This is a genomic window from Halomonas sp. HL-93, from assembly GCF_900086985.1.
Lineage (GTDB): Bacteria > Pseudomonadota > Gammaproteobacteria > Pseudomonadales > Halomonadaceae > Vreelandella.
Genome location: NZ_LT593974.1, coordinates 1550509 through 1577446 on the forward strand (window position 1 = coordinate 1550509; position 26938 = coordinate 1577446).

Genomic DNA, 26938 nt, shown 5'->3' on the forward strand with positions numbered 1-26938 from the left:
AGTGTCGCGCAAGCGGCTCGCAAGCATTTGAAGGGTTTTACTATGTTGGAAGTCAACGATTTACACGTCACCGTCGAAGGCAACGAAATTCTTAAAGGCCTTTCTCTGACGATCAACGAGGGTGAAGTGCATGCCCTGATGGGTCCTAACGGCGCGGGTAAATCCACGTTGTCAGCAGTGATTGCCGGAAAAGATGGCTACGAAGTCACTCAGGGCAGCATTACCTTCAAAGGCCAGGACGTGCTGGAAATGGAAATTGAAGAGCGCGCCCAGGCAGGCCTGCTGCTGGGTTTCCAGTACCCGGTTGAAATCCCGGGGGTGAAAAATATCTATCTACTTAAAGCAGCGCTCAACGCGCAGCGCGCTGCGCGGGGTGAAGAGGAGCTGCCGGCGCCTGAGTTCATCAAGCTGGTAAAAGAGAAGCTTGGCTTGATGAAGATGGACGCCAGCTTTCTTCAGCGTGCAGTTAACGAAGGCTTTTCTGGCGGTGAGAAAAAGCGTAATGAAATTCTGCAAATGCTGGTGCTTCAACCCAAGCTCGCCATGCTCGATGAAATTGACTCAGGTCTCGATATCGACGCCATGAAAGTTGTTGCCGACGGGGTCAACAGCCTGCGCGCCCAAGATCGCGCGATTCTGCTAGTTACCCACTATCAGCGCCTGCTGGATTACATCGTACCGGATAAAGTGCATGTACTGGTCGATGGCCGCATTGTTAAATCCGGTGATGCGGAACTTGCCAAAGAACTGGAAGCCAATGGCTACGAAGGCATTGAGGAGTCTGCGGCATGAGCGATACGCAAACGTTCTTGGACACGCTAAAAGCGCGTAGCCAACAGCGCGAAGCAGAGCCAACCTGGATTGCCGCCCGCCGTCAAGCAGGCGCGGCTCGCTTCGAGGCCATTGGCTTTCCTACGCGCCGCGATGAAGAGTGGAAATATACCGATGTGCGCGCCATTGCTCAGGGTAACTTTGCTTTGGCGGAAAGCGCTGAGTTTTCCCAGGCCCAGGCAGCCGCGCTGACGCTGCCCCTGGATGCCTATCGCCTAACCTTTGTCGACGGCGTGTTTTCTGCCGCGCTTTCCGATCTGGAAGCCCTGCCCGATAGCGTGCAGGTTGTGCCGCTCTCTAAAGCGCTTAATGACAACCATGAAGCTGTTGGTGGTCCGCTTGGCCGCCTAACCAGCGTTGATTTTTCCGCCTTCGCGGCGCTCAATACGGCGTTTATGGAAGAAGGTGCCGTGGTGCGTATTGCACCGGGCACGGTGGTTGAAAAGCCCATCTTGCTGCAGTTTCTTTCCCGTGCGGGTTCGCCGGTCATGAGCCACCCACGCATCCTGGTGGAAGCGGGCGGTCGCAGCGAAGCAACGCTGATTGAGCATTACGCGGGTGAAGCCGATGCGGCTAATTTCACCAATGTGGTGGCTGAATTGATGCTGGATCGTGGGGCTATTTTAAACCACTACAAGCTTCAGGAAGCGCCGCTGGGCGATATGCACGTGGCCAGCATTCACGTGGAGCAAAACCGCGACACTCGTTATAGCTCCTACAACCTGAACCTGGGTGGGGCGCTGGTGCGCAACGACCTGATCAGTGATTTAAATGGCCAGGGTGCAGAAACCAACTTCCTGGGTCTTTTCTTTGGTCAGGGCCGTCAGCACGTGGATAACCACACCAAGGTTAACCATAATGCGCCGCTGACGTTCTCCAACGAGAACTACAAGGGCATTCTGGATGACCGTGCCCATGGCGTGTTTAACGGCAAGGTGTATGTGAAGCGCGACAGCCAGAAGATAGAAGGCTTCCAAAGCAACCAAAACCTGCTGCTTTCCGACCGCGCTCACATCGATGCCAAGCCCGAGCTTGAGATCTATGCAGACGACGTCAAATGTTCGCATGGCACGACCACCGGCCAGCTCGATGAAGAAGCGATTTATGCGCTACGTACCCGTGGCATCGACGAGGCCACGGCCCGCGGTTTGTTGACGCTGGCGTTTGCCGGTGAAGTGCTGGATCAGGTAGCGCTGGATGCCGTGGCCGAGCGCGTAGAGCTTGCCGTCGCCGGTAAATTGCCAGAGCGCTTTAACCTTGCCGGGTTGGTAGAAGCAGCGGTTGCGCTCAACGACTAATCAAGGAGCTATCGATGCCCCATACCGTGATTGAGACGCCCTTGGAGCAGGTTAGCGCACGCTATGACGTGGCCGCCCTGCGCCGGGAATTCCCGGTGCTTGGCCGGGAAGTTAACGGCAAGCCGCTGATCTACCTGGATAACGCGGCGACCAGCCAGACGCCACAGTCCGTAATTGAGGTGTTCAGCGATTATTATTCGCGCTACAACGCCAATATTCACCGTGGCTTGCACACCCTGGCAGATGAAGCCACCGCTGCGTTTGAGGGGACGCGTCAGCGAGTTAAAGGGTTTCTCAACGCGGAAGACGCACGCCAGATTATCTTTACGCGCGGGACTACCGAAGCGATTAATCTGGTAGCGCAAAGCTGGGGGCGTACCCAGTTGCATCCAGGGGATGAGGTGTTGATTTCGATGTTAGAGCATCACTCCAACATCGTCCCCTGGCAACTGTTGGCGGCCGAGCGTGGATTTACCATCAAGGTTATCCCTGTGGACGAGCGCGGTGCGCTGGACATGGGCGCCTACCAAGAGCTATTAAGTGAGCGCACCAAGCTGGTTGCCGTCAACCACGTGTCCAATGCTTTGGGCACGATCAATCCCGTTAAAGAGATGGCATCGCTGGCCCATCAGGCTGGCGCATTGATCCTCATCGATGGTGCTCAGGCCGCGCCGCATCAACCAGTGGATGTACAGGACATCGATGCTGATTTCTATGCCTTCTCGGGGCATAAGGTCTACGGGCCTACCGGCGTTGGTGTTCTGTATGGAAAAAAAGCCCTGCTGGAGGCGATGCCACCTTGGCAAGGCGGCGGTGAGATGATCGATACCGTCTCCTTTGACGTTGGCACTACCTTTGCTGCTATTCCACACAAATTCGAGGCAGGTACACCAGCGATTGCCGAAGTGATCGCTTTAGGCCGCGCCCTTGAGTGGATGGAAAGAGTCGGTGTTGAGGCCATAAGTGCCTGGGAAAGCGTATTGCTTAATCACGCCACCCAGGCAGTCAGCCAAGTCGAAGGGCTGCGTATCCTGGGCACTGCGCCAAACAAAGCGGGAGTGCTGTCTTTCGTGGTAGACGGGGTCCATGCTCAGGATATTGGACTGTTGATCGACCAGTTGGGCGTGGCGATCCGTACGGGGCATCACTGTGCTCAGCCGCTCCTGCATCATTTTGGGGTAGAGGCAACGTGCCGGGCGTCGTTTGCCGCGTATAATACTCTGGAAGAGGTAGATACGTTTGTGGCGGCGCTAAATCGCGTCATCGGTATGGTGCGCTAAGGGAGCTTATGGATATCGAGCAAGTAGCCAGTCTGCAGCGTGGGCAAAGCTTACCGCTTCAACGCGATGTGGAGGCGATCGCAATTCCGTTTGGCAGCACTGAACAGCTTGCGGAAGACAGCGTTGTCAGCGTCATGCAAGCGAAGGGCAGTACGGTCAGTGTTGGCTTTGAAGGGCGGTTGTTTTTAATTGAGGGCAGTAACCTTGATGCGTTAGGGCTCCCGCCGCTGCCTCGGCCGACGCTGCACGAGAACGCTACGGAAGACGAAATCGAACAGTTCGTCTGGGATCAGCTGCGGACGTGCTTCGACCCGGAAATACCGGTCAATATTGTCGATCTGGGGCTGGTTTACGGCTGCCGAATTGAGCGGCTGATCAGCGGAGAGCGTATGGTGACCATTCGCATGACGCTCACCGCCCCCGGCTGCGGCATGGGCGATGTTATCGCCGCCGATGCGCGTAATAAGATTCTAGGCGCGCCGCAAATCAGCAAGGTGCATACCGAGATTGTCTTCAGCCCGCCCTGGAGCCGTGACATGATGAGCGAAGAGGCGAAGCTTGAGCTGGGTATGTTTTAACCGCGGGACGGTACGCTAGATGCGTACACCGCTGATCAAATGGGTGTCGCGCATGTTAATGTCGCTAGGAGCGTTACTGCTGCTGGCGACTTTGCTATTTGTGGGTGGCAATCTGTGGGTGTTGGGACGAACGGCCCCTTACATCCATGAGCAGCTTTCCCAGTGTGTACCCGCCGAGGTGGGGGTGGTGTTTGGTACATCGCACTGGACGCGCAGCGGCATGCGAAATCCTCACTTCCATGCAAGAATGCGCACCGCCGCTCGCTTGGTTGACCAGCAAAAAGTACAACACCTGCTGCTTTCTGGCGACAACCGCACTCAGGCCTACAATGAACCGCGCGCCATGTGGCGTGACTTATCCCGCCGCGGCGTTGCCCCCGAGCAGTTGACCATGGATTTTGCGGGTTTCAGCACCTACGACACCCTGTCGAGAGCGCGCGATGTTTTTCAGTTAGACAAAGCGGTATTGATTACGCAGGACTGGCATTTGCCCAGAGCGATATATATCGCCCAGGCTTTGGGCATGCAAGTCACTGGCTGCGTCGCGGCAGAGCACGACGGAGCGGGTGGCTGGCACGTGCTAATGCGTGAGTGGGCAGCTAGGGTGGCAACGCTCGGTGATTTATATATCTGGGATCGTGAGCCTTACTTTTTAGGCCCACCTGAACCTATTCAAAGCTTGCCCGCCCGCACTGATTAGCTGCGAGTCTTGCGCTTTTGTAGCTCGTATAGCTCGCGGATAAGCTTACGACAGCCTTTCATGCACTCTTCTACAACTGGTTCAATGGGGGCCGGTAATGGATGGGTAAAGAGCGTTGATAGAGCCTGCATTAAGACACGTTCCTGCTCTAATAACTCATTGATCAGCACCTGGCTGTCGTTACCGACAAAGCTTTTTAAGCGACTCCACAGCCATAAAAAATCATCCCGCTCGACGTCGGCGTCGCGGGGCAGCATCTTTAGATGTGTCCGTGCCAGCTCTTGTAGCTGATGCATGGTTTCCAAGCGTGCGGTGTAATGCGGCTTCAATGCCTCGCGCAGGGAAGGGCGCAGGCGTTCGATATTGTCCTGAAAATAATCAATACTGTCGGCGAGCGCTTCCAGTGCGCTGTCCATCGCCACTTGGCGATTGTCGAGAAACATGAGCGTCTACCTCCTTCGGTGACGCAGATTGTGGCGGGGGCGCGTTGGATTTGCCACCCCCCTGGCGAATTATTTTTACGATGACCGATTAACCTTTAGGCTTAGGCGGTGCCTTGCGCGCCGGCATGGCATTTTTTTCAATATGCTCAATAATCATGCTGGCAATGTCTTTGCCTGTAGCGCGCTCTATGCCCTGCAAGCCGGGTGAGGAATTAACCTCCATGATCACTGGGCCATGGTTAGAGCGCAGCAAATCAACACCGGCAACCCGCAACCCCATGGCCTTAGCCGCACGGATGGCCGTCGAGCGTTCTTCCGGTGTGATCCGAATCAAGCTGGCTGTTCCCCCGCGATGTAGGTTCGAGCGAAACTCGCCATCGGCCGCCTGACGCTTCATGGAGGCGACCACTTTATCGCCGATCACGAAACAACGAATATCGGCGCCGCGTGCTTCTTTAATGTATTCCTGAACCATGATGTTGGCCTTCATGCCCATAAAAGCCTGAATGACCGATTCAGCCGCTTGGTTGGTTTCGGCTAATACCACGCCAATCCCTTGGGTGCCTTCCAGCAGCTTGATAACCAGCGGTGCACCTTTCACCATGGTGATGAGATCGGGAATATCGTCGGGGGAGTGAGCAAAGCCGGTAATCGGTAGGCCCAGCCCTTTACGCGACAGCAGTTGCAGGGAGCGCAGTTTATCCCGCGAACGCGTAATCGAGACGTTATCATTAATAACGTAGGTGCCCATCATTTCAAATTGGCGAAGTACCGCACAGCCATAAAAGGTGACGGATGAGCCAATACGCGGAATAACCGCGTCGAAAGGCTCGATCTCTTCGCCCTTATAGTGAATCGACGGGTGGTGGGAGGCAATGCTCATATAGCAGCGCAGCGTGTCGACTACCCGCGCGGTGTGTCCACGACCTTCAGCCGCTTCCACTAGGCGGCGAGTAGAGTAGAGATTGCGATTACGAGAAAGCAAAGCGATGTGCATGCGAAACTCCAGGCCTAGTCGAAGGGGTTAGTGGAAACATTGGTGAAAAAACAGCGTGGTACCTTAGGGTTCGCCGTGTAAAAACGCAGCGCCCGGCGCCACCAGTAAACGCCGCATCGCGCGGCGTCCTAGCAGCATGGGGTGGCGCATATTACTGCGGTCGGTCAGGCTTAACTCAACCGGAAAATTAAGCTCGCCCATGCGCATGGGGGTACGGATAATATAACGCCACTCAGCGTGCCCGTTCGAGCTGGTCACCCGGCGACGATCATGTAAATGCACCTTCAATCGGTGAGCGGGGGTGTCAGGCCCGCCACTATGGGTGGTAAAACTGACCCATAGCTGCCCATGCTCATCTTCATGCGCCTCAATCTCCTCAGCATGAAGTGCTGAGGTACGCGCACCGGTGTCTGCTTTGCAGCATAGATGAAGCGCCAAGTCAGGCAAATAAACCATTTCACGGCGGCCAATTACCGCTTTGGCCAGGTATGGGAGTTCTTTCAAAACCACTCCTTAGGAAGCCGATAATTAACGATCGTGCCCTTCACGTTAATCGGACGTTCCATTGCATCATCAATAATCAACCCAAGGGTTGGCCGCTTCGAGCCGAAAGGTCGGCCACGCGGGCGTGGATCGTTGAGCCGTCGGGCGCGTCACGCAGGGCCATCAGTATTGGTAAGCGTAGCCGGGGAATTAGCGCCAAGTCTCTCACCACGGCAATAAAATCGGTACGCTCGTCATCCGCCAGACGCGACAGAAAAAGCGGCAACCGTTCGCCGTCTTCCAGATGTGGCCAGCCTCGCCCTGCCATCGCGGCCAGCACGTCGGGACCACTGGTCGTCTCATCGCGAAGTAACTGGGTATACCAATTACCTGCCTCGTGAGTGACGGTAGCACCTACTGCGCGCACGCAGGCGCATAGCATTTCAAGGTCACCTGCGATGATGGCCTGTTCGCCCCTTCGACGCAATGCGGCGACCAAACCGCTGGTGAGTGCCTGATGCTCCAGACAGAGACAAAATGCCTGAGCAACCTCTGTGGGTAAATAAGCCAATTGGGTGGCCAGCCGTTCAGCAATGTCGTTATCCATACGGATAACCACGTCGGCGATGCCCTGTAACCCCAACTGCTGCCAGTCTAGCGTCTCTGGGTCGCGTAGGTAGGCGACGACGGGTTCAAAATGTTGGCTCGCAGGCAGCTTAAGGTCATAGGTTGCACGGGCATTGAGCATCGCCTGAAAATGAGCGCTCGGCGTAAAAGCGAGCGGGTTGTCCTTCATCAGGTTATCAACCTCAGGGGCTCGTTCTTGGCCTAGCTGCGAGACATTGCGGCCAAGGGTTTCGATCAACCGGTTTAAAAACGCATCGCGCTGGGCGGGCACCAGATGGCCTTCCTCGTCCAGCGGCAGGGCCAGGAACCAGATCGCCGGCTCCGGCATATCCCCAAGCCGAAACACAATGGCCACGCGCGCTTGGCTTTGCCAAGGGGCGGGCCAAGGGCTCTGCGCGTTTTCTAACTGGCGCAGCGCGTTATCTGAGCACGCCGTTACACGGCGACCCATATGATAAAACGACACGCTGGCCCCGCTGCGCTGAAAGAACTCGTCTAGGGTGCGAATTGGTTGCATAACGTCCTTTCCTGTTGCAAGCCTGCACTCTACCTTGCGGATAGCAGCCTGTCAGCCGTAGGCATTGATAATATCACGCCTTTTTTACTATCTGGTTAAAAATTAGACAGTCACCCGTAACCCGCATGAGAACCGCGGATGCGACACATTTCCATAGCTTATCCACAGTCTCTTGCAAGTTTTCTGTGAGTCTGTGAATAACGGGGGCCGTCGGTGGGTGAGTGGCAACTCGGGGACAGAGTTGGGATAATATATTTAACCCATACGACAGATTTAACTTAGGTGGTTTATGAGCGTCCATCAACAGCTTCACACTGCGCTTCTTGAGCTTGAAGCTACCTTAAAAGCCGCCAATCTATGGCGCATGCCGGCACCAGAGGCTGCGGCCTTTTCCAGCCAGCAGCCGTTCTGTATCGATACGATGTCGCTGCTCCAATGGCTGCGTTTTGTGTTTATTGCTCGGTTAAACACGTTAGCTGAAGCAGGTGGGCCAATGCCGGCCAAATGTGATGTGGCGCCGGCTATAGCGGCGCATCTTAAGCAGGAGAACGTACGAGCCAGCGATTATTTGTTGGTGGTTAGGGCCGTTGAGCGCATTGATCAGCTGGTTACCGATAACTAATGAAATCGCCCCTGACCACTTATCAGAGGGCGATGGCCGTTAGATGTACTGTCTGTCTGCCTATTTAAAAACGATAGCTGATGCCTCCCATTACCACCACGGGATCAATGTCTACGCTACCGGCTGACTCTCCGTTGATGGTGGCATCGCTGTCGATATCGATGTACCAGGCGGCTGCGTTCAACGCCCAGTGATCATCAATCAGCAAGTCAACGCCCACTTGGCCTGCAACTCCCCATGAATCCTCCAAGGACAGCGAAGCTCCGATATCGGTCTTTTCGTCAGAGAAATGTGTGTAATTGACGCCAACTCCCAGGTAGGGCTGAACGCGGGCATTGCTGCCGCCTAATGGGTAATATTGGAAGGTCAGCGTAGGCGGAAGGTGCTTGGTCGACCCGTCTGTAACGCCATCGACCTGTAAGTCGTGCTTAAAGGGCAGGGCAGCTAGCAGCTCGACACCTAAGGTGTCGTGAAAGCGGTAGCCCAGCGTAAAGGCGGGCCCGCTTTCCGAGTCTACGTGTACATCAGCGCCGCCTAGCAGCTCGCCATTATCGCTGGTGGGGGCAACCTTGGCGATGCCAAGGCGGGTGAAAAAATCGCCTTCCCCATAAGCAAAGCTGGCGCCGCTGAAGGTAAGTGTGGCGGTCGATAGGCTGATTGCGACAATGTGACGAGGTTTGATGTTGCGCATGGAGTCACTCCTGATTGCAAGGCGGGCGGCCATTCATTGGCTGCTTAACGGTGCAAACAGTTTATCGAGACGCTGCGAGTGGATTATTGATCTATGGCAAGAGTTATTAGACAACTGTGCTTAGAGTGATTCGGTATCGCTCATGGGTAGACTTTTAAGCAGTTATTGAGGCAGACCAGAGTCGCGCTGAAGGGCTTTAGATATCACCAAGAGTTTTACCGTGTGATGTAAGCTAATGGCGTCACTGAAGTGAATGAGGCCTTCCCGTGACGGTGTACCTGACACGGGAAGGCCTCATGATCAACCTATTGGCTAGGTTGAGTGCGCGGTTCGCACTCGTCTAGCGATCGATATGCTGATATTCACCGGCATCGGCAGTAGCGCTGCTTACTGCCAAAATGGCGATAAACGAAGCGATGAAGCCAGGAATGATCTCGTACACGCCAGGGCCACCCATGAATTCAGCGTTCCAGCCCAATGCAATCCAGATCATAACGGTGGCGGCACCCACCACCATGCCTGCGATGGCACCGGCGCCGTTCGTGCGCGACCACATCAGCGACAGGATAATCAGCGGCCCGAATGCTGCACCGAAGCCTGCCCAGGCGTTGCTAACTAGACCCAGAACCTGAGAGTCTTCATCAGATGCAATGAAAGCGGCAACAATGCCGACTAGTACCACGCAGACACGGCCTACGGCGACACTTTGTTGCTCAGATGCCTTCTTATTCAGGAACAGACGATAGAAGTCTTCAGTCAACGATGAAGATGCCACTAGAAGCTGGCTGGAAACGGTGCTCATGATCGCAGCAAGCAGCGCTGCATAGAGGAAACCGGTGATCAGCGGATGGAACAGTAGATCTGCCAGGACAATAAAGATGGTTTCCGGATCCTCGACATCCATGCCGTTACGGAGCGCATAGGCCCGACCGAAAATGCCCAAAGAAACAGCGCCAATCAGCGAGATAAGCATCCAGCCCATGCCAATGTTACGGGCAATCGGTACATCCTTGAGTGTCCGGATGGCCATGAAGCGCACAATGATGTGCGGCTGGCCGAAATAGCCAAGCCCCCAGGTCACCGCCGACAGCCACCCGATAAAGGTCAATCCGGACGTCCAGGACAGTAGCGTGGGGTCGGCTTCATTTAAGGTTTGTGTTGCCTGGCCGAAACCGCCCCCACCTTCGCCGAATAGCACCACCGCAGGCATGATGATCAGCGCCAGCATCATGATGCAGCCTTGCACGAAGTCGGTCATGCTCACCGCAAGGAAGCCGCCAACCACGGTATAAATAAGCACCACGCCCAGTGTAATAATGACCCCCATGGCATAGTTGCTCATATCACCGACGTTGAAAACGCCAGAGAACGCGCTTTCAAACAGCTTGCCGCCAGCCACCAGTCCCGATGCGGTATAGACCGCAAAGAAGACGACGATCACGATGGCAGACACTGTGCGCAGGGAAAGCGCCCGTGTCGGGAACCGGTTTGCCAGGAACGCCGGAATGGTAATCGCGTTGCCATAGTGAACGGTTTGTTCACGTAGGCGCGGAGCGACCAGAATCCAGTTGAATAACGCCCCCACAAGCAAACCAATCCCGATCCAGGCCGAGCCCAAACCTGAAGCGAACAACGCCCCAGGCAAACCCAGCAGCAACCAGCCACTCATGTCCGATGCGCCGGCCGATAGAGCCGCCACTTTTGGGCTGAGGGTTCGGCCCCCGAGCATATAATCTTCAGATGAAGAAGTGGCTTTGCGCATCGCGTAAATACCGATGGCGATCATTAGCGCAAAGTACGCAATGAGACTTATCCAAACACCGATGGCCATAAAAACGTCTCCTGTTTCTTAGTTATTAAGTCGGGCGTAGTGCCGACAGGTTGGTGCGCTTGCCAACAAGGCGTTGGCAGCGGTGCAGTTTTGTTTTTTTAAACCCCATTCGTATTCACGTGAGGGGCCCCTAGGTCGTCTGGCCGCGATGTCCTCAGTGAGGTTGTTGGAACGGTTGTACGTAGCTTCTCTATATCGAGAACATAACCGGCGATCCCTTTGTTATTTTTCCCCATGAGACGCTTCCTTTTAAGACGTTCAGTTTATTAGTGTGACGAGCGGCTTACTCATCGCCCAGTGCCAATAGCGACGCATTGCCCCCTAGGGCAGCGGTGTTATTGGTAATGGTTTTTTCGGTAACAAAACGCTGTAGGTAATTCGGCCCACCGGCTTTCGGGCCCGTGCCTGACAGCCCTTGGCCACCAAAGGGTTGTACACCCACCACAGCACCGATGATATTGCGGTTGATGTAAACGTTGCCGACTCGCATTTTCTGAGCTATTTCAGCGGCAAAGGATTCATTGCGGCTATGTACCCCAAACGTCAGGCCATATCCCCGTCCGTTGATGTGGTTAATGACTTGGTCGAGTTCACTGGCCTTGTAACGCACGATGTGTAGGATTGGGCCAAACTGTTCGCGGGTGAGTGAGTCGATGCTGTCGATGACGAAGGCAGCGGGGGCCACAAAGGTGCCATTGCGGGTATGCTCAGACGCCATCGGCGTTTCCGCCACAAGGCGGTTCTCAGCCTTGAGTTTTTCGATGTGCTCAAGCAAACCTTTGCGGGCGTCTTCGTCGATGACCGGCCCGACATCGGTACCAAGGTCTCGAGGGTCGCCAATATGCAGTTCGCTCATTGCCCCTTTAAGAATCTCGATAACTCGATCGGCCACATCGTCCTGCAAATATAAAACGCGTAGCGCCGAGCAACGCTGCCCCGCACTCTGGAATGCCGACTGAATCACGTCTACCACGACTTGCTCGGGCAGGGCGGTCGAGTCGACGATCATGGCATTCATTCCGCCGGTTTCAGCGATCAAGGTCGGCAGTGGTGCGTTCTCCCGCGCTGCCAGGGCACGGTTGATGATCTGTGCAGTATCCGTCCCGCCGGTGAATACCACGCCGGTAATCCGTGGGTCAGACGTCAGCACGCTGCCTACTGTTGGGCCATCACCTGGTAGTAGCTGCACCACGTCGCGGGGCATGCCGGCTTCATGCAGTAACTCGATGACACGGTGGGCCACAATGGAGGTTTGTTCGGCGGGCTTGGCCAGTACGGTGTTGCCCGCTACCGCGGCGGCCACAACCTGACCGCAGAAAATAGCCACCGGGAAGTTCCAGGGGCTAATCGCCGCAAACACACCCTTGCCCCCCATCAATAACTGATTAGATTCTCCCGTCGGGCCGGGTAATTCGATTGGCTCGCCAAACGATTCTTCTGCACGCATGGCGTAGTAGCGGCAAAAGTCCACGGCTTCCTTGATTTCATCAACACCGTCGGTCAGCAGTTTGCCGCCTTCCCGGGAACACAGCGTCATAAGTTCCGGCATGTGTTCTTCCATCAAGTCGCCCAGCCGCCGGATAATGGCGGCGCGTTCGACAACCGGTGTGGCGTCCCAACGGGGAAAGGCATTCCAGGCGGCGTCCACTGCCTTGGCGGCTTGCTCTTTACTGGTCCATTGCACGCTGCCTACGGTTTGGCGGCGATCATAGGGCGATGTGACCTTATGCGTGTTGGCGGCGTCATCGCCGACGTCAAACGCCAGCAGCGGTTTGGTCGGGTACTGTTTGTCCATGAAGGTAGCCATTTCCTCCATGAGCGGATAATAGTGACTGCGAATATTCAAATTAACGCCACGAGAGTTAAGCCGTTTTGGGCCGTAGATATCTTTAGGCAGGGGGATAAGCGGGTTGACTAACGACGGTTGCTGGCGAAGCGTATCTACCGGATGTTGGCAGAGGGATTCAACCGGCACGTCGGGGTCGACCAGTTGGTGTACGAACGAGGAGTTAGCGCCATTCTCAAGCAAGCGACGTACTAGATAAGGTAACAAGTCTTTATGGGCCCCCACCGGTGCATAAATGCGGCAGTAGGTCCCTTTGGGAGCGCGCTCAAGAGCAGCCTCGTAAAGCGCTTCACCCATGCCATGTAGGCGCTGGAATTCAAATGGGCGACTGGTGCGATGCGCCAACTCCAAGATGGTGGTGATGGTATGCGCATTGTGAGTGGCAAACTGTGGGAAAATACGCCCTGCGGTGTCATTGGATAGCAAGAACTGGGCGCAGGCCAGGTAAGCCACATCGGTGGCCGCCTTGCGGGTAAAAACCGGGTAGCCTTCCACACCCAACTGCTGGGATTCTTTGATTTCTGTATCCCAGTAGGCGCCTTTCACCAAACGCAACGGAATTTCGTCCCCTTGCTGCTCAGCAAGTCGGTTAATGTAATGCAGCACCGGTAGCGCGCGCTTGGAGTATGCCTGAACCACTAGACCAAAGTGGCCCCAGCCTTTGACGGCGTCGCTTTCATATACCGCGCGAAATACTTCAAGTGACAGTTCTAGACGGTCGATCTCTTCGGCGTCGATGGTAACAGCCACGTTTAGCTCGCGAGCTTTAGAGACCAGCTTTATTACGCTATCGACAAGCTCGACTAAAATCTGCTCACGGCGGCCGAATTCATAGCGAGGGTGAAGCGCTGAAAGCTTAATCGAGACCGATGGGGCCGGGGTTTTGTCGCCTAGGCTTTTACATGTTTTGCCCACTTGCGCAATCGCGCGGGCGTAATCGTCAAAGTAGCGCTGGGCATCATCCCGTGTGCGGGCAGCTTCGCCCAGCATATCGTAGGAATACGTATAGCCTTTATTAAACAATGGTTTCGAACGTTTTAGGGCTTCGTCAATGTCGCGCCCCAGGACAAACTGCTTGCCCATGATCTTCATGGCTTCGTACATCGCACGGCGAATAACGGGTTCGCCCATACGATTAACCATGCGGTTGATGAAGTTGGCTGGCTGTCCTTCCCGAGGATGATCCATATTGAGGACACGGCCGGTCATTAATAAGCCCCAGGTGGAGGCATTGACCATCCAGGATTCGCTTTTACCAATATGCGACTGCCAGTCGGCAGGGCCAAGCTTGTCCTCAATCAGCGCATCAGCGGTGGCTTTATCGGGAATACGCAGCATGGCTTCCGCCAGGCACATGAGCATCAGGCCTTCATGGGTATCCAAACTGTATTGCTGCAGTAACTCATCAATCGTATCAACCGCCGTATCCATTTTACGTACGTCGCGGACGAGCGCAGCAGTGTTGGCTTCGATTCGGGTAAAGTCGTCGCGGTCAACGTCGAGCAGAGTCATCAATTCGCCAACAAAGCTTTCTTCATCCACCACGTAATGGTCGCTGATACGATCCATTAAGGTAGCGAGGTCGGTTTGCCAGATGGCCGGGTCACGCAGTGTCTTGGCGTTGAGCATCGAAGCCCCCAAAGTCGGAACAGATGGGTAACAGGACGTAAAGCCTGAGATAACGCTCGAATGTAGAGCGCACTAGCCGTCGGTGTATGCCGTTTTCGCGGGAAAACGTGTCAAATTCGTGGCAAGTTCACTGTTTTTACGACTTTAGTTGAGTTTGGCAGGCTCTGCCAGCGTCCCAGAGGCGCGTCCTTTTAACGAGCCGAAGGACGAATGGGTTTGGCGAAGCTGGCGGGGAGAGAGACCATAGCCACGGCGAAACGCATGTGACAACGCACTTTGGTTGGCAAAGCCGGTTTGCAGCGCTATGTCGGTCAGCGATAAATGGCTTTGCACCACAAGCTGGTGGGCAGCATGCAACCGTTGGCGCTTGACGTATTGCCAGGGCGAGAGGCCTGTCTGTTGACGAAACCGTTCCGAAAAATGCGCTTCGCTTAAGCACACCAGTTTGGCAAGATCGGCGACGCGCAGGTCATCGGCCATATGTTGCTGAATGAAGCGGTCAAGGTGTCGCATGTTAAGGCGGCGCGAGGGGGGGCTGGGATCATTACCTAAACGCGCCTTAAGCGCGCCTAAAAACGTGGCCGCCAGACGGTCGTGTTGGAAAGGTGTAATAGTGGGAGAGGCGGTTTGGCCCAGTTCACTTTCCATGAACGCAAGGTAATGGCGTAGCGAGTCATCCAGGGCAAAAAAGCGAGGTGCATCGAACAGTGCCACCAGCTCGCGCTGCTCACCGGTTAGCGCGGGGGCATCTTCGGGTAAATCCAAAATCAGCTGTCGGTTATAGCCGCTGCCTGAATAGTAGTGCTCATGATTGGCGGGCACAATACAGCCCGAAAATGCGTTGACCCGGCCGCCTAATCCCTCGATCTCAAACTCCGAGGCACCACACAGGGTAATAACGATCTGATGAAAATCATGGGAATGGTGGCGCGTAGCGCTTTCCAAAGGAATTCGACGAATTGTACTGGGCATAGGAACCTCCGTCGCCACCTGCGTTAATGTGCATGGAGTGCGGTATGGGCGGCTAAGTGATCGCGTAAGGCTTGTAGCTCTGCTTGCCCCTCGTCGTTGAGCAAGGGTTTGCCTTGAGCCAGCTGCCAACGTCTGCCATGTTCTTCCATTAAATGGGATGCCCGTCGCCGCACCCCTTCTAAATAGTCGCTATGTCGGATTGGGTAACCGATTAGTGCGTTCCATTCCGTTTCGCTAACCTGGCTGGCCAGCGCTTTGTCAAACAGCGCTAGCAGATCTTTCGGTTCAGTGCGGTATCTGGGCGTGCGCGAGGTCATCAATACAGCGACGACACTGCCAATCACCACGAAACACACCCCAAAGACCAAAAGATAAAGTGCCATGCAGAGCTCCCTTGGGGTTGAGCGACAAATCACCGGGCGTTAAGTATACCGTTCAGACCTTTCTAAACGAAAATTTTACTTATTTTCGAACTTTTCCAGCACAGCGTGTCATAGAGTGTACAAGCAATGCAGCGATAGCAGTCGTTAATGGTGTTGCTTAGCTTATTGTTTTGATCCCTTGCTTCCGCTGCTCCATGAGTAGCGGTTTTTTTTGCCTCGATTTTATGACGTGACGACGTTGAACCGCCTAGCACATCGCCACGATAGTTGGTTTAGTGGCGGCGAATGGTCAGTAGCGCGACAAGGATATCTCGTCGTGTGACAATTCCCACTAGGCGTCGTTGTTCGACCACTGGGTAGATTTTGGGTTTCGCCCCAAGCATCTCTTGGGCTAAATCGGTAATACTTTTTGCCGGGGTAACGCTGAGCACTTCATTGCGCATCATCTCTCTGACCAAGGGCGCCTCATCGTCATGATAAATGCTGTCGAGAACCCGGCCCAATACATCCTGCTCTGAGATAAATCCGATTAAATTGTCGTGACGATCGACTACTGGCGCACCCGGCAAACGGTGCAACGCAAGCCCCTGGGCCAACGTGGTAATCGACATCTCGGGTGAGACACGGTAGCAATCGCGGGACATGATATCGCGCACGGTGTGAGGCGTAGGTTTTGGCATAGTGACTCTCCTTAAGCGTGAGCGTGACGATTGTTTAACTAGCCGTCGCACTATTTACTCTAGGTGATTCACGTGCAGATGCGATGATCATCCAACTGTATAATTCAACGCTATAAAAGCGCTTGTTAAAGAACAGCGGACGCCGCAATTGTCATATTGAATAGGTCGAATGACCGGGTGGCGTAGCGTAAGGAGGAGAGAATATGGACGCACGTGAATATTTGAACCGCAAAGGCGTACCGTTAGATCGAGATGCCGACCGTCCCAACACGCTGGAAGAAAAAGCCTGGGAGCGCGCGCGCGGGGCTGGGCAAAAACGGCCTAAGTCGGGTACGCCCCATGACTGGGAAGAATGGGAGCGCTATCACGATGATTTGGCACACGATGCTGATACCTTGGCGCAAAAAATCGACAAGGACGCCCATCGCAAAGCGACAGCGAACGATCAGGTCAAAGCAGAAACAGTGCCGTCTGGCGATAACAGCGTTGAATTTTTTACCCCTGAAAACACCGGTGGCAACGAACCCAGCATTCAGCCTCCCCCGGCCAAGGCGCTGCCTGGATCGGTTAAAGCCGCTTATTTTGCGCTGGCCGTGCTATTACCACCGTTAGCAGTGGCCTTGACGGAAGGGGGAGGGCGGCGCGTGTCCATCGCAACGTTACTGACACTGTGTGTATGGGTGCCGGGGGTTGTGTACGCGCTGGCCTGGTTGCGTCGAGAGATTTAAGACCAGCTTTTAAACGTTGCCCCTCTGGCGATCCCACAGTTTTTTGCTTAAAGGTCATTGGCAACGGCGATACGGTACGTATAATTCGCGTCAACTTTTATAAAAGCTGGGGTTTACCATGGCGTATCTCGTCGGTGTCACCGTACTGTGGGCGTTTTCTTTTTCACTGATAGGCGTTTACTTGGCGGGGCAGGTCGACAGCTATTTTGCAGTACTACTCCGGGTAGGGCTTGCCGCCTTGGTTTTTTTACCGTTCTTACGGCCGCGTCTTTTGAAGGGTAAGCAACGTTTGGCGCTTATGGCGTTGGGCGCCATTCAGCTGGGCATTATGTACACGTTCTTTTATCAGTCGTTCCTATTGTTGTCGGTGCCTGAAGTTCTGCTGTTTACCATTTTTACGCCTATCTATATCGCACTGCTTGACGACCTGATGTTTGGTCGTTTCACGCCGATCTATCTGTTAAGCGCTATCCTGGCGGTGATTGGCGCCGCGGTTATTCGCTACGACGGGGTTGATGGTGGTTTTTGGATGGGGTTTTTGGTCGTTCAAGGAGCTAATCTGTGCTTTGCTATTGGCCAGGTTGGTTACCGGCGCCTGGCCGCTGACTTACCCGCCGATTTACCCTGGCATAATGTGTTTGGCTGGTTTTTTATCGGTGCCATGGTGATTGCGCTGCCGGCCTTTTTACTGTTTGGCGATGGCGCTGCTTTACCCACCACTGGCGTACAGTGGGGTGTATTGGCCTGGCTAGGCCTGGTGGCGTCAGGCGTGGGTTACTTTGCCTGGAATCAAGGGGCCACCCGGGTGGACGCGGGTAGCTTGGCGGTTATGAATAACGCGTTGATTCCCGCAGGGCTAGCCGTCAATCTATTGATCTGGAACCGCGAGGCTGATATGTCTCGGTTACTACTCGGGGCGGGTATTTTGGCCGCTTCTTTATGGCTGAATCATTGGTGGCGGCAACGCCAGCGGGTGCACCCTGCCTAAGTCCATTTGCCCGAGCTACTTCCCCTCGCCATAATGGGGGCTGATCTTATCCGAGTCGGCCCATGACCCATCATGTTCAGGAAGCTGCTGTGCCATCGAATATACCAAAGGAGTCGGGTCGGCCATTTAATACCATCGGGTTAATTGGCCGACTGGGCAGCGATAAAGTCATCGACTCGCTGCAGCGCTTAGTCAATTACCTGGTTGAGCATCGCTACCGCGTACTGGTCGAGGATCGTACAGCAACGGTGATCCCGCACCATGGTCAGCCCGAGGCCAGTCGCCGTGCTCTGGGTGAGATGTGTGACCTGGTGATTGTGGTCGGCGGCGATGGCAGTCTGCTGGGCGCGGCCCGGACGCTTTGCCATAGCGGTACGCTGATTTTAGGCGTCAATCGAGGGCGGCTGGGCTTTTTAACTGACATCTCACCGGCCGAACTGGAAACCCGCGTTGGTGAAGTGCTGGCCGGTGAGTTCGAGTTGGAAGAGCGGTTCCTGCTAGACATGGCGCTTTACCGCAATGGCGTGATGGTGGGCTCTGGCGAGGCGCTCAATGAAGTTGTTGTTCACCCTGGCAAAGCGGTGCGTATGATTGAATTTGAGCTGTTCATCGACGGACAGTTCGTCTACAGCCAGCGTAGTGATGGTTTGATTATTGCTACCCCCACGGGCTCGACGGCCTACGCGTTATCCGGCGGCGGGCCAATCATGCATCCCAAGCTGGATGTGGTTACCTTGGTGCCGATGTTTCCCCACACCCTCTCAAGCCGGCCCATCGTGATTGATGCGGCTAGCGAAATTCGCCTGCACATCGGCGAGACCAATCAATCTTATCCTCATGTAAGCTGCGATGGGCAAACGCGGTCGGTCGCCAAGCCAGATGACGTAGTGGTGATTACCCGGAAGCCAGAACGAGTTCAGTTGGTGCATCCCATTGGGCACAATTTTTATGAGGTGCTGCGCAGTAAGCTTGGCTGGAGCAATCGGTTGGGAGACTGAGTATGGTCAACCAAATCGCCGCCAAGCCGGGGTTTGAAGGCTATGATCTGATTGGGGATGTGCATGGCTGCGGGGCAACGCTTGCGGCGCTGCTCGAAAAGCTTGGTTATCGCCAACGCAGCGGAGTATATCGCCACCCGCGTCGGCGGGTTATCTTCTTAGGGGACCTCATTGATCGTGGACCGCGTATCCGGTTAGCCGTGACTATCGCTCGACGTATGGTCGAGGCGGGCGAAGCCCAGATCGTCATGGGCAATCATGAATACAATGCGCTGGCGTATACCCACCCCGCGCCTCCAGGTAGCCATAAACGCTGGCTACGCGAGCATACGCCGCGCCACAACCGCATTATTCAAGACACGCTGGCGCAGTACCGCGACCACACCAACGAATGGGAAGATACGCTTGCGTGGTTCAAAACGATCCCGCTGTTCATTGAGCAGGATGGCATGCGGGTGGTGCACGCCTGCTGGGACAACGCATTGATCGCCAACTTTAAACGGGATCACCCGGACGGCTGCCTGGATGATGCCTTTCTTGTGGCATCTACCGATCCTTCGACCCAGGCGTTTCGCATTTTGGATCGCTTGACGCGGGGCAGCCATCTTCCGCTGCCAGACAACATCGCGATTCACTCGGGAGACGGATTTACGCGGCGTAGCTTCCGCACGCATTTTTGGGCGGCGTCGCCACAATGCTGGGGGGATGTCGCTTTCCAGCCCGATAACTTACCCGGTGATTTAGAGCAGCGACCGCTGAGTCAAGAAGAGCGCAGCACGCTGAGTTATTACGGCCCAGACGAGCCGCCATTATTCATTGGACACTATTGGTGTGAGGGCATCCCCGCGCTTCCTACTGCGAATATTGCCTGTTTAGATTACAGCGCCGTGAAGTATGGCCGATTGGTTGCCTATCGCTGGCAAGGCGAAGAAAAGTTAAATGCCGATCATTTCGTTTGGATTCAAGTGGATAGAGAAGAACAGAGCGTTTTAAATACGGTAGTGGATGACGATGATTAACTTGAATTATTATTTGATACATTACGTTACATAATTTTTGCAAAACATATGAACTAACCCTATCGCCGCCCGTCTGAATAGGTGTTCCCTTGAATGATCCCTTGCTATTTACCCGGCGGCCCCCTCCGCCGGTTTTTTTTGGTGGAAATGATAGCCACCGTATAGGCATGCTAAGACGTGCTCTATCAAGTTGGCCGCGAGGCCTACGCTATTATTACGAAGGAAGCCTATGCACCCAGTGATGCGTTTACCCCCCAACGCGGATACTCAGGCATTACGCAAAGCGCTTTGGCGTTATCGCATTGGGCACCGCATAACCGCTGAAGACAATGCCCAGGTGCTTTGGGTCGCCGATCCAGGTCAACGTGAAGCGCTGCTTGCGCTGGTTGCCCGTTGGCAGCAGGGCGAACCTCTTGAGTTAGCTGAGCAGGCTTCAACGGAACGTTCCCCCGCGCTGCTATCAATCCTCAAGCGTCTACCGGTCACCGTGGCCATGGTGGCGGTGAGTTTGGTCGTCTTTGCGCTGATAGGGATTTTTGGTGACCTGTTTATCGTGGCCCTTACCATCGTGCCGATTGGTATTGCCAACGGTGAGCTAGCTTACGGTTCGCTCTCGGATACACTCTCTAGCTTCCAGATATGGCGCCTGCTTTCGCCAGCATTTCTGCATTTTGGCTGGATGCATCTGATCTTCAACCTGATGTGGGTATGGTATTTCGGCCGTCAGGTCGAAGCCTTGCAAGGTGGACGTACGCTGCTCTTGCTGTTGGTAGTGGCGGGCGTGTTGGCGAATCTGGCCCAATACGCTACAGGCACGGTACTGTTTGGCGGTATGTCGGGGGTGGTTTATGCCTTGCTGGGGCACGTTTGGCTAATGTCGCGCCGGGTGCCGCGAAGCGGTTTTTTTGTCCCGCAAATGCTGGTTGTGTTCATGCTGGGCTGGATGGTGTTTACCATGACCGATATGGCTGGTTTGGTAGGCTTTGGCAACGTTGCCAACGAGGCACATCTTGGCGGATTGATCGTCGGTCTGCTAACGGGCTGGTATTATAGCGCGCGGCGTTTACGGTCTTAACTGAGGAGTTTGGCATGAGTGATATGACCTTCGACAAAATGATCAACCAGATGACCCCGGCCATTTACCAGAGCCTTAAACAAGCGGTGGAGTTGCGCAAGTGGCCAGATGGCCGCTACCTCACTGCCGAGCAAACCGAGCTGTGTTTGGAAGCCGTGATGCGCTTTGAGGTGGAGAACAACGTGCCCGAAGCCAACCGTGTCGGTTACCTGGAACAGCGCACCTGCGGCGCAGGCGCCACGGGGCAGGGTGTCTCGCCAGAGATGGCAGGCCTTGCCAAGGATGCTTCGCGTGACTGATGCGCTAGCACAGGGTTGCCTACGCAAAATGGCGGTAGCACCTGGCTCATCACAGGCTCGGCCTGTCAGCTACCAGCTGCGTGCGGGCGAATATCACATTGATCTGAATGAGCGGATTGGGTCACCGCTAGTGCTGCGCTGGAGTGGCGCTATTGCCTGCACCCATTGCGGTCGGGCGACCAAAAAGAGCTTTGCCCAAGGTTATTGTTACCCCTGTTTTAAGCGACTGGCCCAGTGTGATACCTGCATCGTCAAACCTGAGACTTGCCATTACTTTCAGGGCACCTGCCGTGAACCCGAGTGGGCCCAGCAGCATTGCTTTCAACCGCATATCGTTTACTTGGCTAACTCGTCGGGTTTGAAAGTGGGCATTACGCGTAAAACACAGATGCCAACGCGATGGCTGGACCAGGGCGCTATACAGGCATTGCCAATTCTGGAAGTCGATACTCGCCAGCAGGCAGGCTTTGTCGAGATGCTTTTCAAGGACCACGTAGGCGACCGGACCAACTGGCGGGCCATGCTCAAAGGCGACGTGGTGGAACTTGATCTAAAAGCCGAACGTGATCGTCTCATGGCCGCAACGGCCAGTGGCCTTGGGCAACTGAAAAGCGAGCACGGAGCCGATGCCATTCGCGAGTTGGACGCGCAGCATTATGCATTCCAATATCCGGTCGCGACCTTTCCCAGCAAAATCGTCTCACATAATTTTGATAAGCAGCCCGAGGTAAGCGGCTTACTACAGGGCATCAAAGGCCAGTATTTAATGTTGGATACCGGGGTGATTAATCTGCGTAAATTTACGGGGTATGAAGTACAAGTAATTTAAAATGGTTAGCCAAGGTACGTTTGCTTGACTAAGTTTAGGAAACTATTGCTCCTGACTTAAGTAATGCAAGGAAGCTTTGATGCCCTGGCTTAAACTGCTTCATATTGCCGCGCTAGTGATTTGGTGCGGCTCGCTGCTTTATCTACCTGCCTTGCTTAGTCAAGCCCTGCAGCTACCCAAGGGCTCGGGGTTTGCTAAGGGCACGCCGCCTATGCCCCGATTCTTTTATAACTCGATTGCGACCCCGGCCGCGCTAGTGGCTATCGCCTCTGGAACGCTATTATTTCTGGTTAACGGTTTACTGGGGGGATGGTTAGTCTTAAAACTGGGCTCGGTGGTGGCCATGGTCGCCGCCCACGGCTGTTTTGGCTGGTTAATACTGCGTCTTGAAAGGGGGCATTATCGCTGGGTAAAGCCCGCCAACTGGTCCGCGCTGTGCGTGGCATTGGCGGGTATTCTAAGCGTGCTAGCATTTGTGTTAGCCAAACCGATGGATTGGAGCTAACACCATGGCGCTAATCCTCAACGTCGACCCCCACCGCGTGTTCATACACCAGTTGCCCACCCAGAAGACCCGCCACGGCGATCAAACCAGCGGTGATCAGCGATATGGCCAGCCCCCACGGCCAAACCGCGTTGAGGTCGTTAAAGCGCAACAGCCAGTTCAGCGACGCCAGCGAAAGCATTACTACCGCTACAATGGCATGGCTCCAGCCGGTAATCAGGCGGCGAATACGCGGCACGGTGACCAAGTCAATAATACCTGCCGTACTGGCTATCCAGCCACCAAAAGCGCCCACGCCCGCCAGCCACAAACTGGCGCGCAACCAAAAGGGATCGCCGCTCAGCAAAAAGCCAATATCGCTGGCGACCAGACCCAACAATGCTGCAACGGGAAAATGAATCATCACGGGATGCAGTGGGTGCCCGGCGATAGCCGCGCGGCTAGTGATCGAGCGTTGGCGAGTTTTTGCCATAGTCACTTCCTTTGTGCACGAAAAGCAATTCAAGGGGTAACGCTAAGTATCCAACGCTTAATCCCGCAGCGGGTCAACCGGCTTACCACACCGTTAGCAGCATTGATGGGGATGCTGTTGGTCGGTTGCGCTGGCGATAACTCTATTCTAGACCCTGCAGGCCAGGCAGCGCGAGATGTGGCGCTGGTCTGGTGGGTGATGCTGGGTTTTGGCACCGCTGTATTGATCACGGTCACCAGCTTTTGGCTTTATGCTTTCAAGCGCAAAGAGACAATACGCACGCCTGCTCAGGAGCGCCGTATAGCGCGATGCTGGATCATCGGCGGCGGGATTATACTTCCGGTAGCCAGTATTACCGCGCTGTTAACCTTTGGGGTCCCAACTGGGCAGCGAATGTTAACGCTGCCATTGAGCGATCCACCGGAAGTGATTGAGGTGATGGGTCATCAATGGTGGTGGGAGGTGCGCTACCCCGGGGCGGAAGGAGGCGAGGTGGTGACCTCTAACCAACTGATCATGCCAGCGGGTGAGCCAGTTGATTTTCACGTCACCGGTGCCGATGTGATCCACGCCTTCTGGGTGCCACGGCTGGGCGGCAAAATCGATATGATCCCTGGGCGCGTTAATAAAATCCGCTTGGAAGCAGATGAACCAGCGGTATTTGGTGCTCAGTGCGCCGAGCTTTGTGGCGTAGGCCACGCCCACATGCATCTTCATGTAGAAGCCGTTGAACGCGAAGAATACGAAGCGTGGTTGGCGGCTCGTCAAACGGATGAATTGGCATCGTTAGCGGCAAATGGCCAATCGCATGAATCTGCCAGGGAGGCCTTTACGACCCATTGCGCCAGTTGCCACCGGGTGGCGGGGCTCTCAAACGCTGGAGAAGGGCCTGATCTTTCTGACCTGGGCAGTCGAACTAACTTGGGGGCTGGCGTTATGCCCATGGAAGAAGGCGCGGTGGCCCACTGGCTACAGCATCATCAACGCCTAAAGCCGGGCAACAAAATGCCACCTCAGGATGATATTGAAACGGACACCTTGGAAAACCTGGGTGATTGGCTGGAGACGCTAACCCCATGACGCCTATCAACCGAGACGTTACTCCGCCAGGGGATGTACCTGAAGACCCGCAGGGCTTGCACAATGATTTACATGAAATATGGGGCAATCCGCGTGGTTTGAAAGCGCTGACTATCGTGAACCACACCACCCTCGGCCTGAGGTTTATGGTTACCGGAATGGTGTTCTTTTTGATGGGCGGCATGCTGGCCATGCTGGTGCGTGCCCAGTTGGCACTGCCTGGCCAGGGCTTCATGACACCGGATATTTATAACCAAGTGACCACCATGCATGGCACGGTGATGATGTTCCTGTTTGCTATCCCGGTACTTGAAGGGTTAGCGATTTATATGATCCCTAAGATGATCGGTGCACGTGACCTGGTTTGTCCAAGGCTAACCTCACTCGGCTACTGGTGCTATTTGTTTGGCGGCATCATTGTAACGTTTAGTTTGGTGCTGGAAATGGCGCCTGATAGCGGCTGGTTTATGTATACGCCACTGAGTAGCAGTGAGTATTCACCTGGTTTGGGCTCAGATTTCTGGCTGTTAGGCATCACTTTTGTAGAAATCTCGGCGCTTTCTGCGGGGGTCGAGCTTGTGGTTTCGATTCTACGCACGCGGACCCAAGGAATGGCGTTGCATAAAATGCCGCTATTTGCGTGGTACATCCTCGCCATGGCGCTGATGATTGTCGTCGGTTTTCCACCCTTGATCCTTGGCAGTATTCTTTTAGAGCTTGAGCGTGCGGTAGGCATGCCGTTTTTCGATGTCGCCGGGGGTGGTGACCCGATTCTTTGGCAGCACCTTTTTTGGCTATTTGGTCACCCTGAGGTTTACATTATTTTCTTACCGGCGGCGGGTATTGTCTCTACGCTGATTCCGGTCTTTGCCGGTCGTCCTATTGTCGGCTACGGCTGGGTGGTCTTTGCCATTCTCGTCACCGGCTTTATTAGTTTTGGGCTGTGGGTTCACCACATGTTCACGGTGGGCATCCCTCAGTTGGCTCAAGCGTTCTTTTCTGCAGCCAGTATGTTGGTCGCAGTACCCACAGCGATTCAGGTGTTTGTGTGGTTGGCTACGCTGTGGCTGGGTAAGCCCAAAATGAAACTGCCGATGCTTTGGATTGTAGGGTTCCTGGTGATTTTTGTATGCGGTGGTTTAACCGGGGTGATGCTGGCGCTAGTACCGTTTAACTGGCAGGTACACGATACCCACTTTGTGGTGGCGCACATGCACTATGTTCTGGTCGGGGGGATGTTCTTTCCGCTGATTGCTGGTCTGTACTACTGGCTACCCCTGTTTTCTGGTCGCATGCCGTCTGAAGCACTCGGCAAATGGGGATTTTGGCTCACTTTTATCGGTTTTAATACCACCTTTTTGATTATGCACTGGACCGGCCTAAAGGGCATGCCGCGCCGGGTTTATGCTTATGATACGGGTATGGGTTGGGATGTTTTCAATCTTATATCGTCAATGGGTGGCTTCATTTTGTCTGTCGGTATTGCCATGGTGCTGTTGGATATTGCGCTGCACTTCCGTTTTGGCAAACCTGCAAAACATAACCCATGGAATGCCGATACCTTGGAGTGGGCCAATACTATGCCGCCGAGCGCCTATAACTTTGTCAGCCTGCCCAACGTCGATACGCGCCATCCGCTATGGGATGATCCTGATTTGCCACGCACTATGATGGAGGGTAAGCATGGGTTGGCAGTGGCTAGCCATGGCCGGCGCGAAATGTGGGGTAGCGACCCTCTGACGGGTAAGGTGCGAGAAACCGTCCACCTGCCAGGTAATTCTTGGTGGCCCTTATTCGCTGCGATGGCGCTGGCCGTGGTGTGTTTAAGCTTGCTGACAAAGTTCTATCCATTGGCGGGTTTCGCGGTGGTGGTGGCCGGGGTATTTCTGCTGCGTTGGTCGTGGGAGAACGGGGCGCACCCTAAAGCGGCGCCAGATGCGAAGGTTAACCGTGGTGACCCACCGCTACATTCGCGCACCATGGACGGCCCAGGGCTGTGGGCCATGTCGGTGACGTTGCTCGCTAATGGCTCGTTCTTCCTTGCCTATCTATTTGGCTGGTTTTACCTGTGGACGGTATCACCTGAATGGCGAATGCCTGAGTCATCGCCGCTCTCATTGGTGTGGTTAATCGTTGCCGGATTGGCGCTGACTGTTGGTGCTGGGTTACTGGAAAAGCATGTACGTGGTTTACGTCAGCAGCGCGATGTAGGGCTGGCAGTCGGTATGTATTGCATTAGCGCCCTGGGAGCTTTGCAGGTAACGCTCACGCTATGGGTACTGCTAGCGGCAGATCTCGCGGTTACTGAGACCACCCACGATGCGGTGGTAATGGTGGGGCTGGTTTATGTGTTGCTGCACGGTGGCTTGGGTGCCGTTCTTACGCTGCTTCAGGGGTTACGTGTGGGGTATGGTTATGTAGGGGCTCATGTTCCTTTCGAGCCTATGGTGGTCGCGCAGTGGTGGCGTTATAACGTGGTGACCTTCTGGGTCATCGTGGGCGCGCTTGCCGTGTTGCCACGTGTGATAGGGGGCTAA

At 54.9% G+C, this 26938-nt stretch carries 27 protein-coding genes; 16 read left to right on the plus strand and 11 right to left on the minus strand.

What is annotated here, in order from left to right; genetic code table 11:
* Window positions 1-42: 42 nt before the first annotated feature.
* Genes sufC through GA0071314_RS07055 form a run of 5 tightly spaced genes read left to right on the plus strand, consistent with a single transcriptional unit; the run spans window position 43 to window position 4687 of the window.
* Entirely contained in the window at window positions 43-792 is a 750-nt protein-coding gene (gene sufC / locus GA0071314_RS07035; protein WP_074395977.1) for a Fe-S cluster assembly ATPase SufC, read from the plus strand.
* Window positions 789-2129, plus strand: coding sequence for a Fe-S cluster assembly protein SufD (gene sufD, locus GA0071314_RS07040; protein ID WP_074395978.1), 1341 nt, complete (start codon window positions 789-791; stop codon window positions 2127-2129). The genes sufC and sufD overlap by 4 nt, the downstream gene beginning before the upstream one ends.
* A gap of 14 nt (window positions 2130-2143) precedes the next feature.
* Window positions 2144-3409: an aminotransferase class V-fold PLP-dependent enzyme gene (locus GA0071314_RS07045; RefSeq protein ID WP_074395979.1), complete on the plus strand. Its 1266-nt coding sequence runs from the start codon at window positions 2144-2146 to the stop codon at window positions 3407-3409.
* 8 nt (window positions 3410-3417) lie between these two features.
* Window positions 3418-3987 carry a putative Fe-S cluster assembly protein SufT gene (gene sufT, locus GA0071314_RS07050; RefSeq protein ID WP_074395980.1) on the plus strand — a complete coding sequence of 190 codons (570 nt, stop codon included), beginning with the start codon at window positions 3418-3420 and terminating at the stop codon, window positions 3985-3987.
* 19 nt (window positions 3988-4006) lie between these two features.
* Window positions 4007-4687 (plus strand): SanA/YdcF family protein, encoded by a 681-nt coding sequence (locus GA0071314_RS07055; protein ID WP_074395981.1) that lies wholly within the window; start codon window positions 4007-4009, stop codon window positions 4685-4687.
* Here the strand turns inward: GA0071314_RS07055 and GA0071314_RS07060 are convergent.
* The 4 genes from GA0071314_RS07060 to GA0071314_RS07075 all read right to left on the minus strand — a co-directional run bounded on the left by GA0071314_RS07060 (window position 4684) and on the right by GA0071314_RS07075 (window position 7754).
* Entirely contained in the window at window positions 4684-5130 is a 447-nt protein-coding gene (locus GA0071314_RS07060) for a hypothetical protein (RefSeq protein ID WP_074395982.1), read from the minus strand. The genes GA0071314_RS07055 and GA0071314_RS07060 overlap by 4 nt on opposite strands.
* A gap of 88 nt (window positions 5131-5218) precedes the next feature.
* Window positions 5219-6127, minus strand: a complete 909-nt coding sequence (rimK, locus tag GA0071314_RS07065; RefSeq protein WP_074395983.1) for a 30S ribosomal protein S6--L-glutamate ligase — start codon at window positions 6125-6127, stop codon at window positions 5219-5221.
* A gap of 63 nt (window positions 6128-6190) precedes the next feature.
* The gene (locus tag GA0071314_RS07070; RefSeq protein WP_074395984.1) at window positions 6191-6631 is read right to left on the minus strand and encodes an ATP-dependent zinc protease family protein; all 441 of its coding nucleotides are present in this window, start codon (window positions 6629-6631) and stop codon (window positions 6191-6193) included.
* A gap of 76 nt (window positions 6632-6707) precedes the next feature.
* Window positions 6708-7754, minus strand: a complete 1047-nt coding sequence (locus tag GA0071314_RS07075; protein ID WP_074395985.1) for a DUF3549 family protein — start codon at window positions 7752-7754, stop codon at window positions 6708-6710.
* Between the two features lie 289 nt (window positions 7755-8043).
* Between GA0071314_RS07075 and GA0071314_RS07080 the strand changes: the two genes are divergently transcribed.
* Window positions 8044-8376 carry a YqcC family protein gene (locus tag GA0071314_RS07080; RefSeq protein WP_074395986.1) on the plus strand — a complete coding sequence of 111 codons (333 nt, stop codon included), beginning with the start codon at window positions 8044-8046 and terminating at the stop codon, window positions 8374-8376.
* A 64-nt stretch (window positions 8377-8440) separates the two neighbouring features.
* On the opposite strand, the gene GA0071314_RS07085 is transcribed toward GA0071314_RS07080, so the two are convergent.
* The 6 genes from GA0071314_RS07085 to GA0071314_RS07110 all read right to left on the minus strand — a co-directional run bounded on the left by GA0071314_RS07085 (window position 8441) and on the right by GA0071314_RS07110 (window position 16408).
* Window positions 8441-9067 (minus strand): OmpW/AlkL family protein, encoded by a 627-nt coding sequence (locus GA0071314_RS07085; RefSeq protein ID WP_074395987.1) that lies wholly within the window; start codon window positions 9065-9067, stop codon window positions 8441-8443.
* 340 nt (window positions 9068-9407) lie between these two features.
* On the minus strand, window positions 9408-10898 hold the full coding sequence (gene putP / locus GA0071314_RS07090) for a sodium/proline symporter PutP (protein ID WP_074395988.1): 1491 nt from the start codon (window positions 10896-10898) through the stop codon (window positions 9408-9410).
* 283 nt (window positions 10899-11181) lie between these two features.
* A complete protein-coding gene (gene putA, locus GA0071314_RS07095) occupies window positions 11182-14373 on the minus strand; it encodes a bifunctional proline dehydrogenase/L-glutamate gamma-semialdehyde dehydrogenase PutA (protein WP_074395989.1) in 3192 nt (1063 codons plus the stop codon).
* 144 nt (window positions 14374-14517) lie between these two features.
* On the minus strand, window positions 14518-15345 hold the full coding sequence (locus tag GA0071314_RS07100) for an AraC family transcriptional regulator (protein WP_074395990.1): 828 nt from the start codon (window positions 15343-15345) through the stop codon (window positions 14518-14520).
* Window positions 15346-15368: 23 nt separating this feature from the next.
* Entirely contained in the window at window positions 15369-15728 is a 360-nt protein-coding gene (locus GA0071314_RS07105; protein WP_074395991.1) for a hypothetical protein, read from the minus strand.
* Window positions 15729-16000: 272 nt separating this feature from the next.
* Complete coding sequence (locus GA0071314_RS07110) at window positions 16001-16408, minus strand: CBS domain-containing protein (RefSeq protein ID WP_074395992.1); 408 nt, start codon at window positions 16406-16408, stop codon at window positions 16001-16003.
* Window positions 16409-16611: 203 nt separating this feature from the next.
* Here GA0071314_RS07110 and GA0071314_RS07115 point away from each other — a divergent pair, with 203 nt between their 5' ends.
* The 8 genes from GA0071314_RS07115 to GA0071314_RS07150 all read left to right on the plus strand — a co-directional run bounded on the left by GA0071314_RS07115 (window position 16612) and on the right by GA0071314_RS07150 (window position 22849).
* The gene (locus GA0071314_RS07115) at window positions 16612-17136 is read left to right on the plus strand and encodes a YqaE/Pmp3 family membrane protein (RefSeq protein WP_074395993.1); all 525 of its coding nucleotides are present in this window, start codon (window positions 16612-16614) and stop codon (window positions 17134-17136) included.
* A 118-nt stretch (window positions 17137-17254) separates the two neighbouring features.
* Window positions 17255-18124, plus strand: a complete 870-nt coding sequence (locus GA0071314_RS07120; RefSeq protein ID WP_074395994.1) for a carboxylate/amino acid/amine transporter — start codon at window positions 17255-17257, stop codon at window positions 18122-18124.
* A gap of 89 nt (window positions 18125-18213) precedes the next feature.
* Window positions 18214-19122, plus strand: a complete 909-nt coding sequence (locus tag GA0071314_RS07125; RefSeq protein WP_231896526.1) for an NAD(+) kinase — start codon at window positions 18214-18216, stop codon at window positions 19120-19122.
* 2 nt (window positions 19123-19124) lie between these two features.
* The gene (locus tag GA0071314_RS07130) at window positions 19125-20141 is read left to right on the plus strand and encodes a metallophosphoesterase (RefSeq protein WP_074395996.1); all 1017 of its coding nucleotides are present in this window, start codon (window positions 19125-19127) and stop codon (window positions 20139-20141) included.
* A gap of 229 nt (window positions 20142-20370) precedes the next feature.
* Window positions 20371-21216: a rhomboid family intramembrane serine protease gene (locus GA0071314_RS07135; RefSeq protein ID WP_074395997.1), complete on the plus strand. Its 846-nt coding sequence runs from the start codon at window positions 20371-20373 to the stop codon at window positions 21214-21216.
* A 14-nt stretch (window positions 21217-21230) separates the two neighbouring features.
* Window positions 21231-21515 carry a YeaC family protein gene (locus GA0071314_RS07140; RefSeq protein ID WP_074395998.1) on the plus strand — a complete coding sequence of 95 codons (285 nt, stop codon included), beginning with the start codon at window positions 21231-21233 and terminating at the stop codon, window positions 21513-21515.
* Window positions 21499-22344: a DUF2797 domain-containing protein gene (locus GA0071314_RS07145; RefSeq protein ID WP_074395999.1), complete on the plus strand. Its 846-nt coding sequence runs from the start codon at window positions 21499-21501 to the stop codon at window positions 22342-22344. Before GA0071314_RS07140 ends, GA0071314_RS07145 begins: the two co-directional genes overlap by 17 nt.
* 79 nt (window positions 22345-22423) lie before the next feature.
* Window positions 22424-22849, plus strand: a complete 426-nt coding sequence (locus tag GA0071314_RS07150; RefSeq protein WP_074396000.1) for a CopD family protein — start codon at window positions 22424-22426, stop codon at window positions 22847-22849.
* A gap of 10 nt (window positions 22850-22859) precedes the next feature.
* Here GA0071314_RS07150 and GA0071314_RS07155 read toward each other — a convergent pair whose 3' ends face one another.
* Window positions 22860-23321: a DUF2231 domain-containing protein gene (locus GA0071314_RS07155; RefSeq protein WP_074396001.1), complete on the minus strand. Its 462-nt coding sequence runs from the start codon at window positions 23319-23321 to the stop codon at window positions 22860-22862.
* Window positions 23322-23426: 105 nt separating this feature from the next.
* On the opposite strand from GA0071314_RS07155, the gene coxB reads away from it, so the two are divergent.
* Entirely contained in the window at window positions 23427-24401 is a 975-nt protein-coding gene (coxB, locus tag GA0071314_RS07160; RefSeq protein ID WP_231896527.1) for a cytochrome c oxidase subunit II, read from the plus strand.
* A complete protein-coding gene (gene ctaD / locus GA0071314_RS07165) occupies window positions 24398-26938 on the plus strand; it encodes a cytochrome c oxidase subunit I (protein WP_074396002.1) in 2541 nt (846 codons plus the stop codon). Before coxB ends, ctaD begins: the two co-directional genes overlap by 4 nt.

Excerpts from the sequence above, each read along its gene's own strand:
- GA0071314_RS07150 (WP_074396000.1), top strand. The coding sequence starts at position 22,424 with ATGCCCTGGCTTAAACTGCTTCATATTGCCGCGCTAGTGATTTGGTGC.
- GA0071314_RS07105 (WP_074395991.1), bottom strand. The coding sequence starts at position 15,728 with ATGGCACTTTATCTTTTGGTCTTTGGGGTGTGTTTCGTGGTGATTGGC.
- GA0071314_RS07140 (WP_074395998.1), top strand. The coding sequence starts at position 21,231 with ATGAGTGATATGACCTTCGACAAAATGATCAACCAGATGACCCCGGCC.
- ctaD (WP_074396002.1), top strand. The coding sequence starts at position 24,398 with ATGACGCCTATCAACCGAGACGTTACTCCGCCAGGGGATGTACCTGAA.
- GA0071314_RS07120 (WP_074395994.1), top strand. The coding sequence starts at position 17,255 with ATGGCGTATCTCGTCGGTGTCACCGTACTGTGGGCGTTTTCTTTTTCA.
- sufC (WP_074395977.1), top strand. The coding sequence starts at position 43 with ATGTTGGAAGTCAACGATTTACACGTCACCGTCGAAGGCAACGAAATT.
- GA0071314_RS07045 (WP_074395979.1), top strand. The coding sequence starts at position 2,144 with ATGCCCCATACCGTGATTGAGACGCCCTTGGAGCAGGTTAGCGCACGC.
- GA0071314_RS07085 (WP_074395987.1), bottom strand. The coding sequence starts at position 9,067 with ATGCGCAACATCAAACCTCGTCACATTGTCGCAATCAGCCTATCGACC.
- GA0071314_RS07055 (WP_074395981.1), top strand. The coding sequence starts at position 4,007 with ATGCGTACACCGCTGATCAAATGGGTGTCGCGCATGTTAATGTCGCTA.
- GA0071314_RS07080 (WP_074395986.1), top strand. The coding sequence starts at position 8,044 with ATGAGCGTCCATCAACAGCTTCACACTGCGCTTCTTGAGCTTGAAGCT.
- rimK (WP_074395983.1), bottom strand. The coding sequence starts at position 6,127 with ATGCACATCGCTTTGCTTTCTCGTAATCGCAATCTCTACTCTACTCGC.
- GA0071314_RS07075 (WP_074395985.1), bottom strand. The coding sequence starts at position 7,754 with ATGCAACCAATTCGCACCCTAGACGAGTTCTTTCAGCGCAGCGGGGCC.
- coxB (WP_231896527.1), top strand. The coding sequence starts at position 23,427 with ATGGGGATGCTGTTGGTCGGTTGCGCTGGCGATAACTCTATTCTAGAC.
- sufT (WP_074395980.1), top strand. The coding sequence starts at position 3,418 with ATGGATATCGAGCAAGTAGCCAGTCTGCAGCGTGGGCAAAGCTTACCG.
- GA0071314_RS07060 (WP_074395982.1), bottom strand. The coding sequence starts at position 5,130 with ATGTTTCTCGACAATCGCCAAGTGGCGATGGACAGCGCACTGGAAGCG.
- GA0071314_RS07145 (WP_074395999.1), top strand. The coding sequence starts at position 21,499 with ATGCTTCGCGTGACTGATGCGCTAGCACAGGGTTGCCTACGCAAAATG.
- GA0071314_RS07110 (WP_074395992.1), bottom strand. The coding sequence starts at position 16,408 with ATGCCAAAACCTACGCCTCACACCGTGCGCGATATCATGTCCCGCGAT.
- GA0071314_RS07155 (WP_074396001.1), bottom strand. The coding sequence starts at position 23,321 with ATGGCAAAAACTCGCCAACGCTCGATCACTAGCCGCGCGGCTATCGCC.
- GA0071314_RS07135 (WP_074395997.1), top strand. The coding sequence starts at position 20,371 with ATGCACCCAGTGATGCGTTTACCCCCCAACGCGGATACTCAGGCATTA.
- putP (WP_074395988.1), bottom strand. The coding sequence starts at position 10,898 with ATGGCCATCGGTGTTTGGATAAGTCTCATTGCGTACTTTGCGCTAATG.
- putA (WP_074395989.1), bottom strand. The coding sequence starts at position 14,373 with ATGCTCAACGCCAAGACACTGCGTGACCCGGCCATCTGGCAAACCGAC.
- GA0071314_RS07100 (WP_074395990.1), bottom strand. The coding sequence starts at position 15,345 with ATGCCCAGTACAATTCGTCGAATTCCTTTGGAAAGCGCTACGCGCCAC.
- GA0071314_RS07130 (WP_074395996.1), top strand. The coding sequence starts at position 19,125 with ATGGTCAACCAAATCGCCGCCAAGCCGGGGTTTGAAGGCTATGATCTG.
- GA0071314_RS07115 (WP_074395993.1), top strand. The coding sequence starts at position 16,612 with ATGGACGCACGTGAATATTTGAACCGCAAAGGCGTACCGTTAGATCGA.
- sufD (WP_074395978.1), top strand. The coding sequence starts at position 789 with ATGAGCGATACGCAAACGTTCTTGGACACGCTAAAAGCGCGTAGCCAA.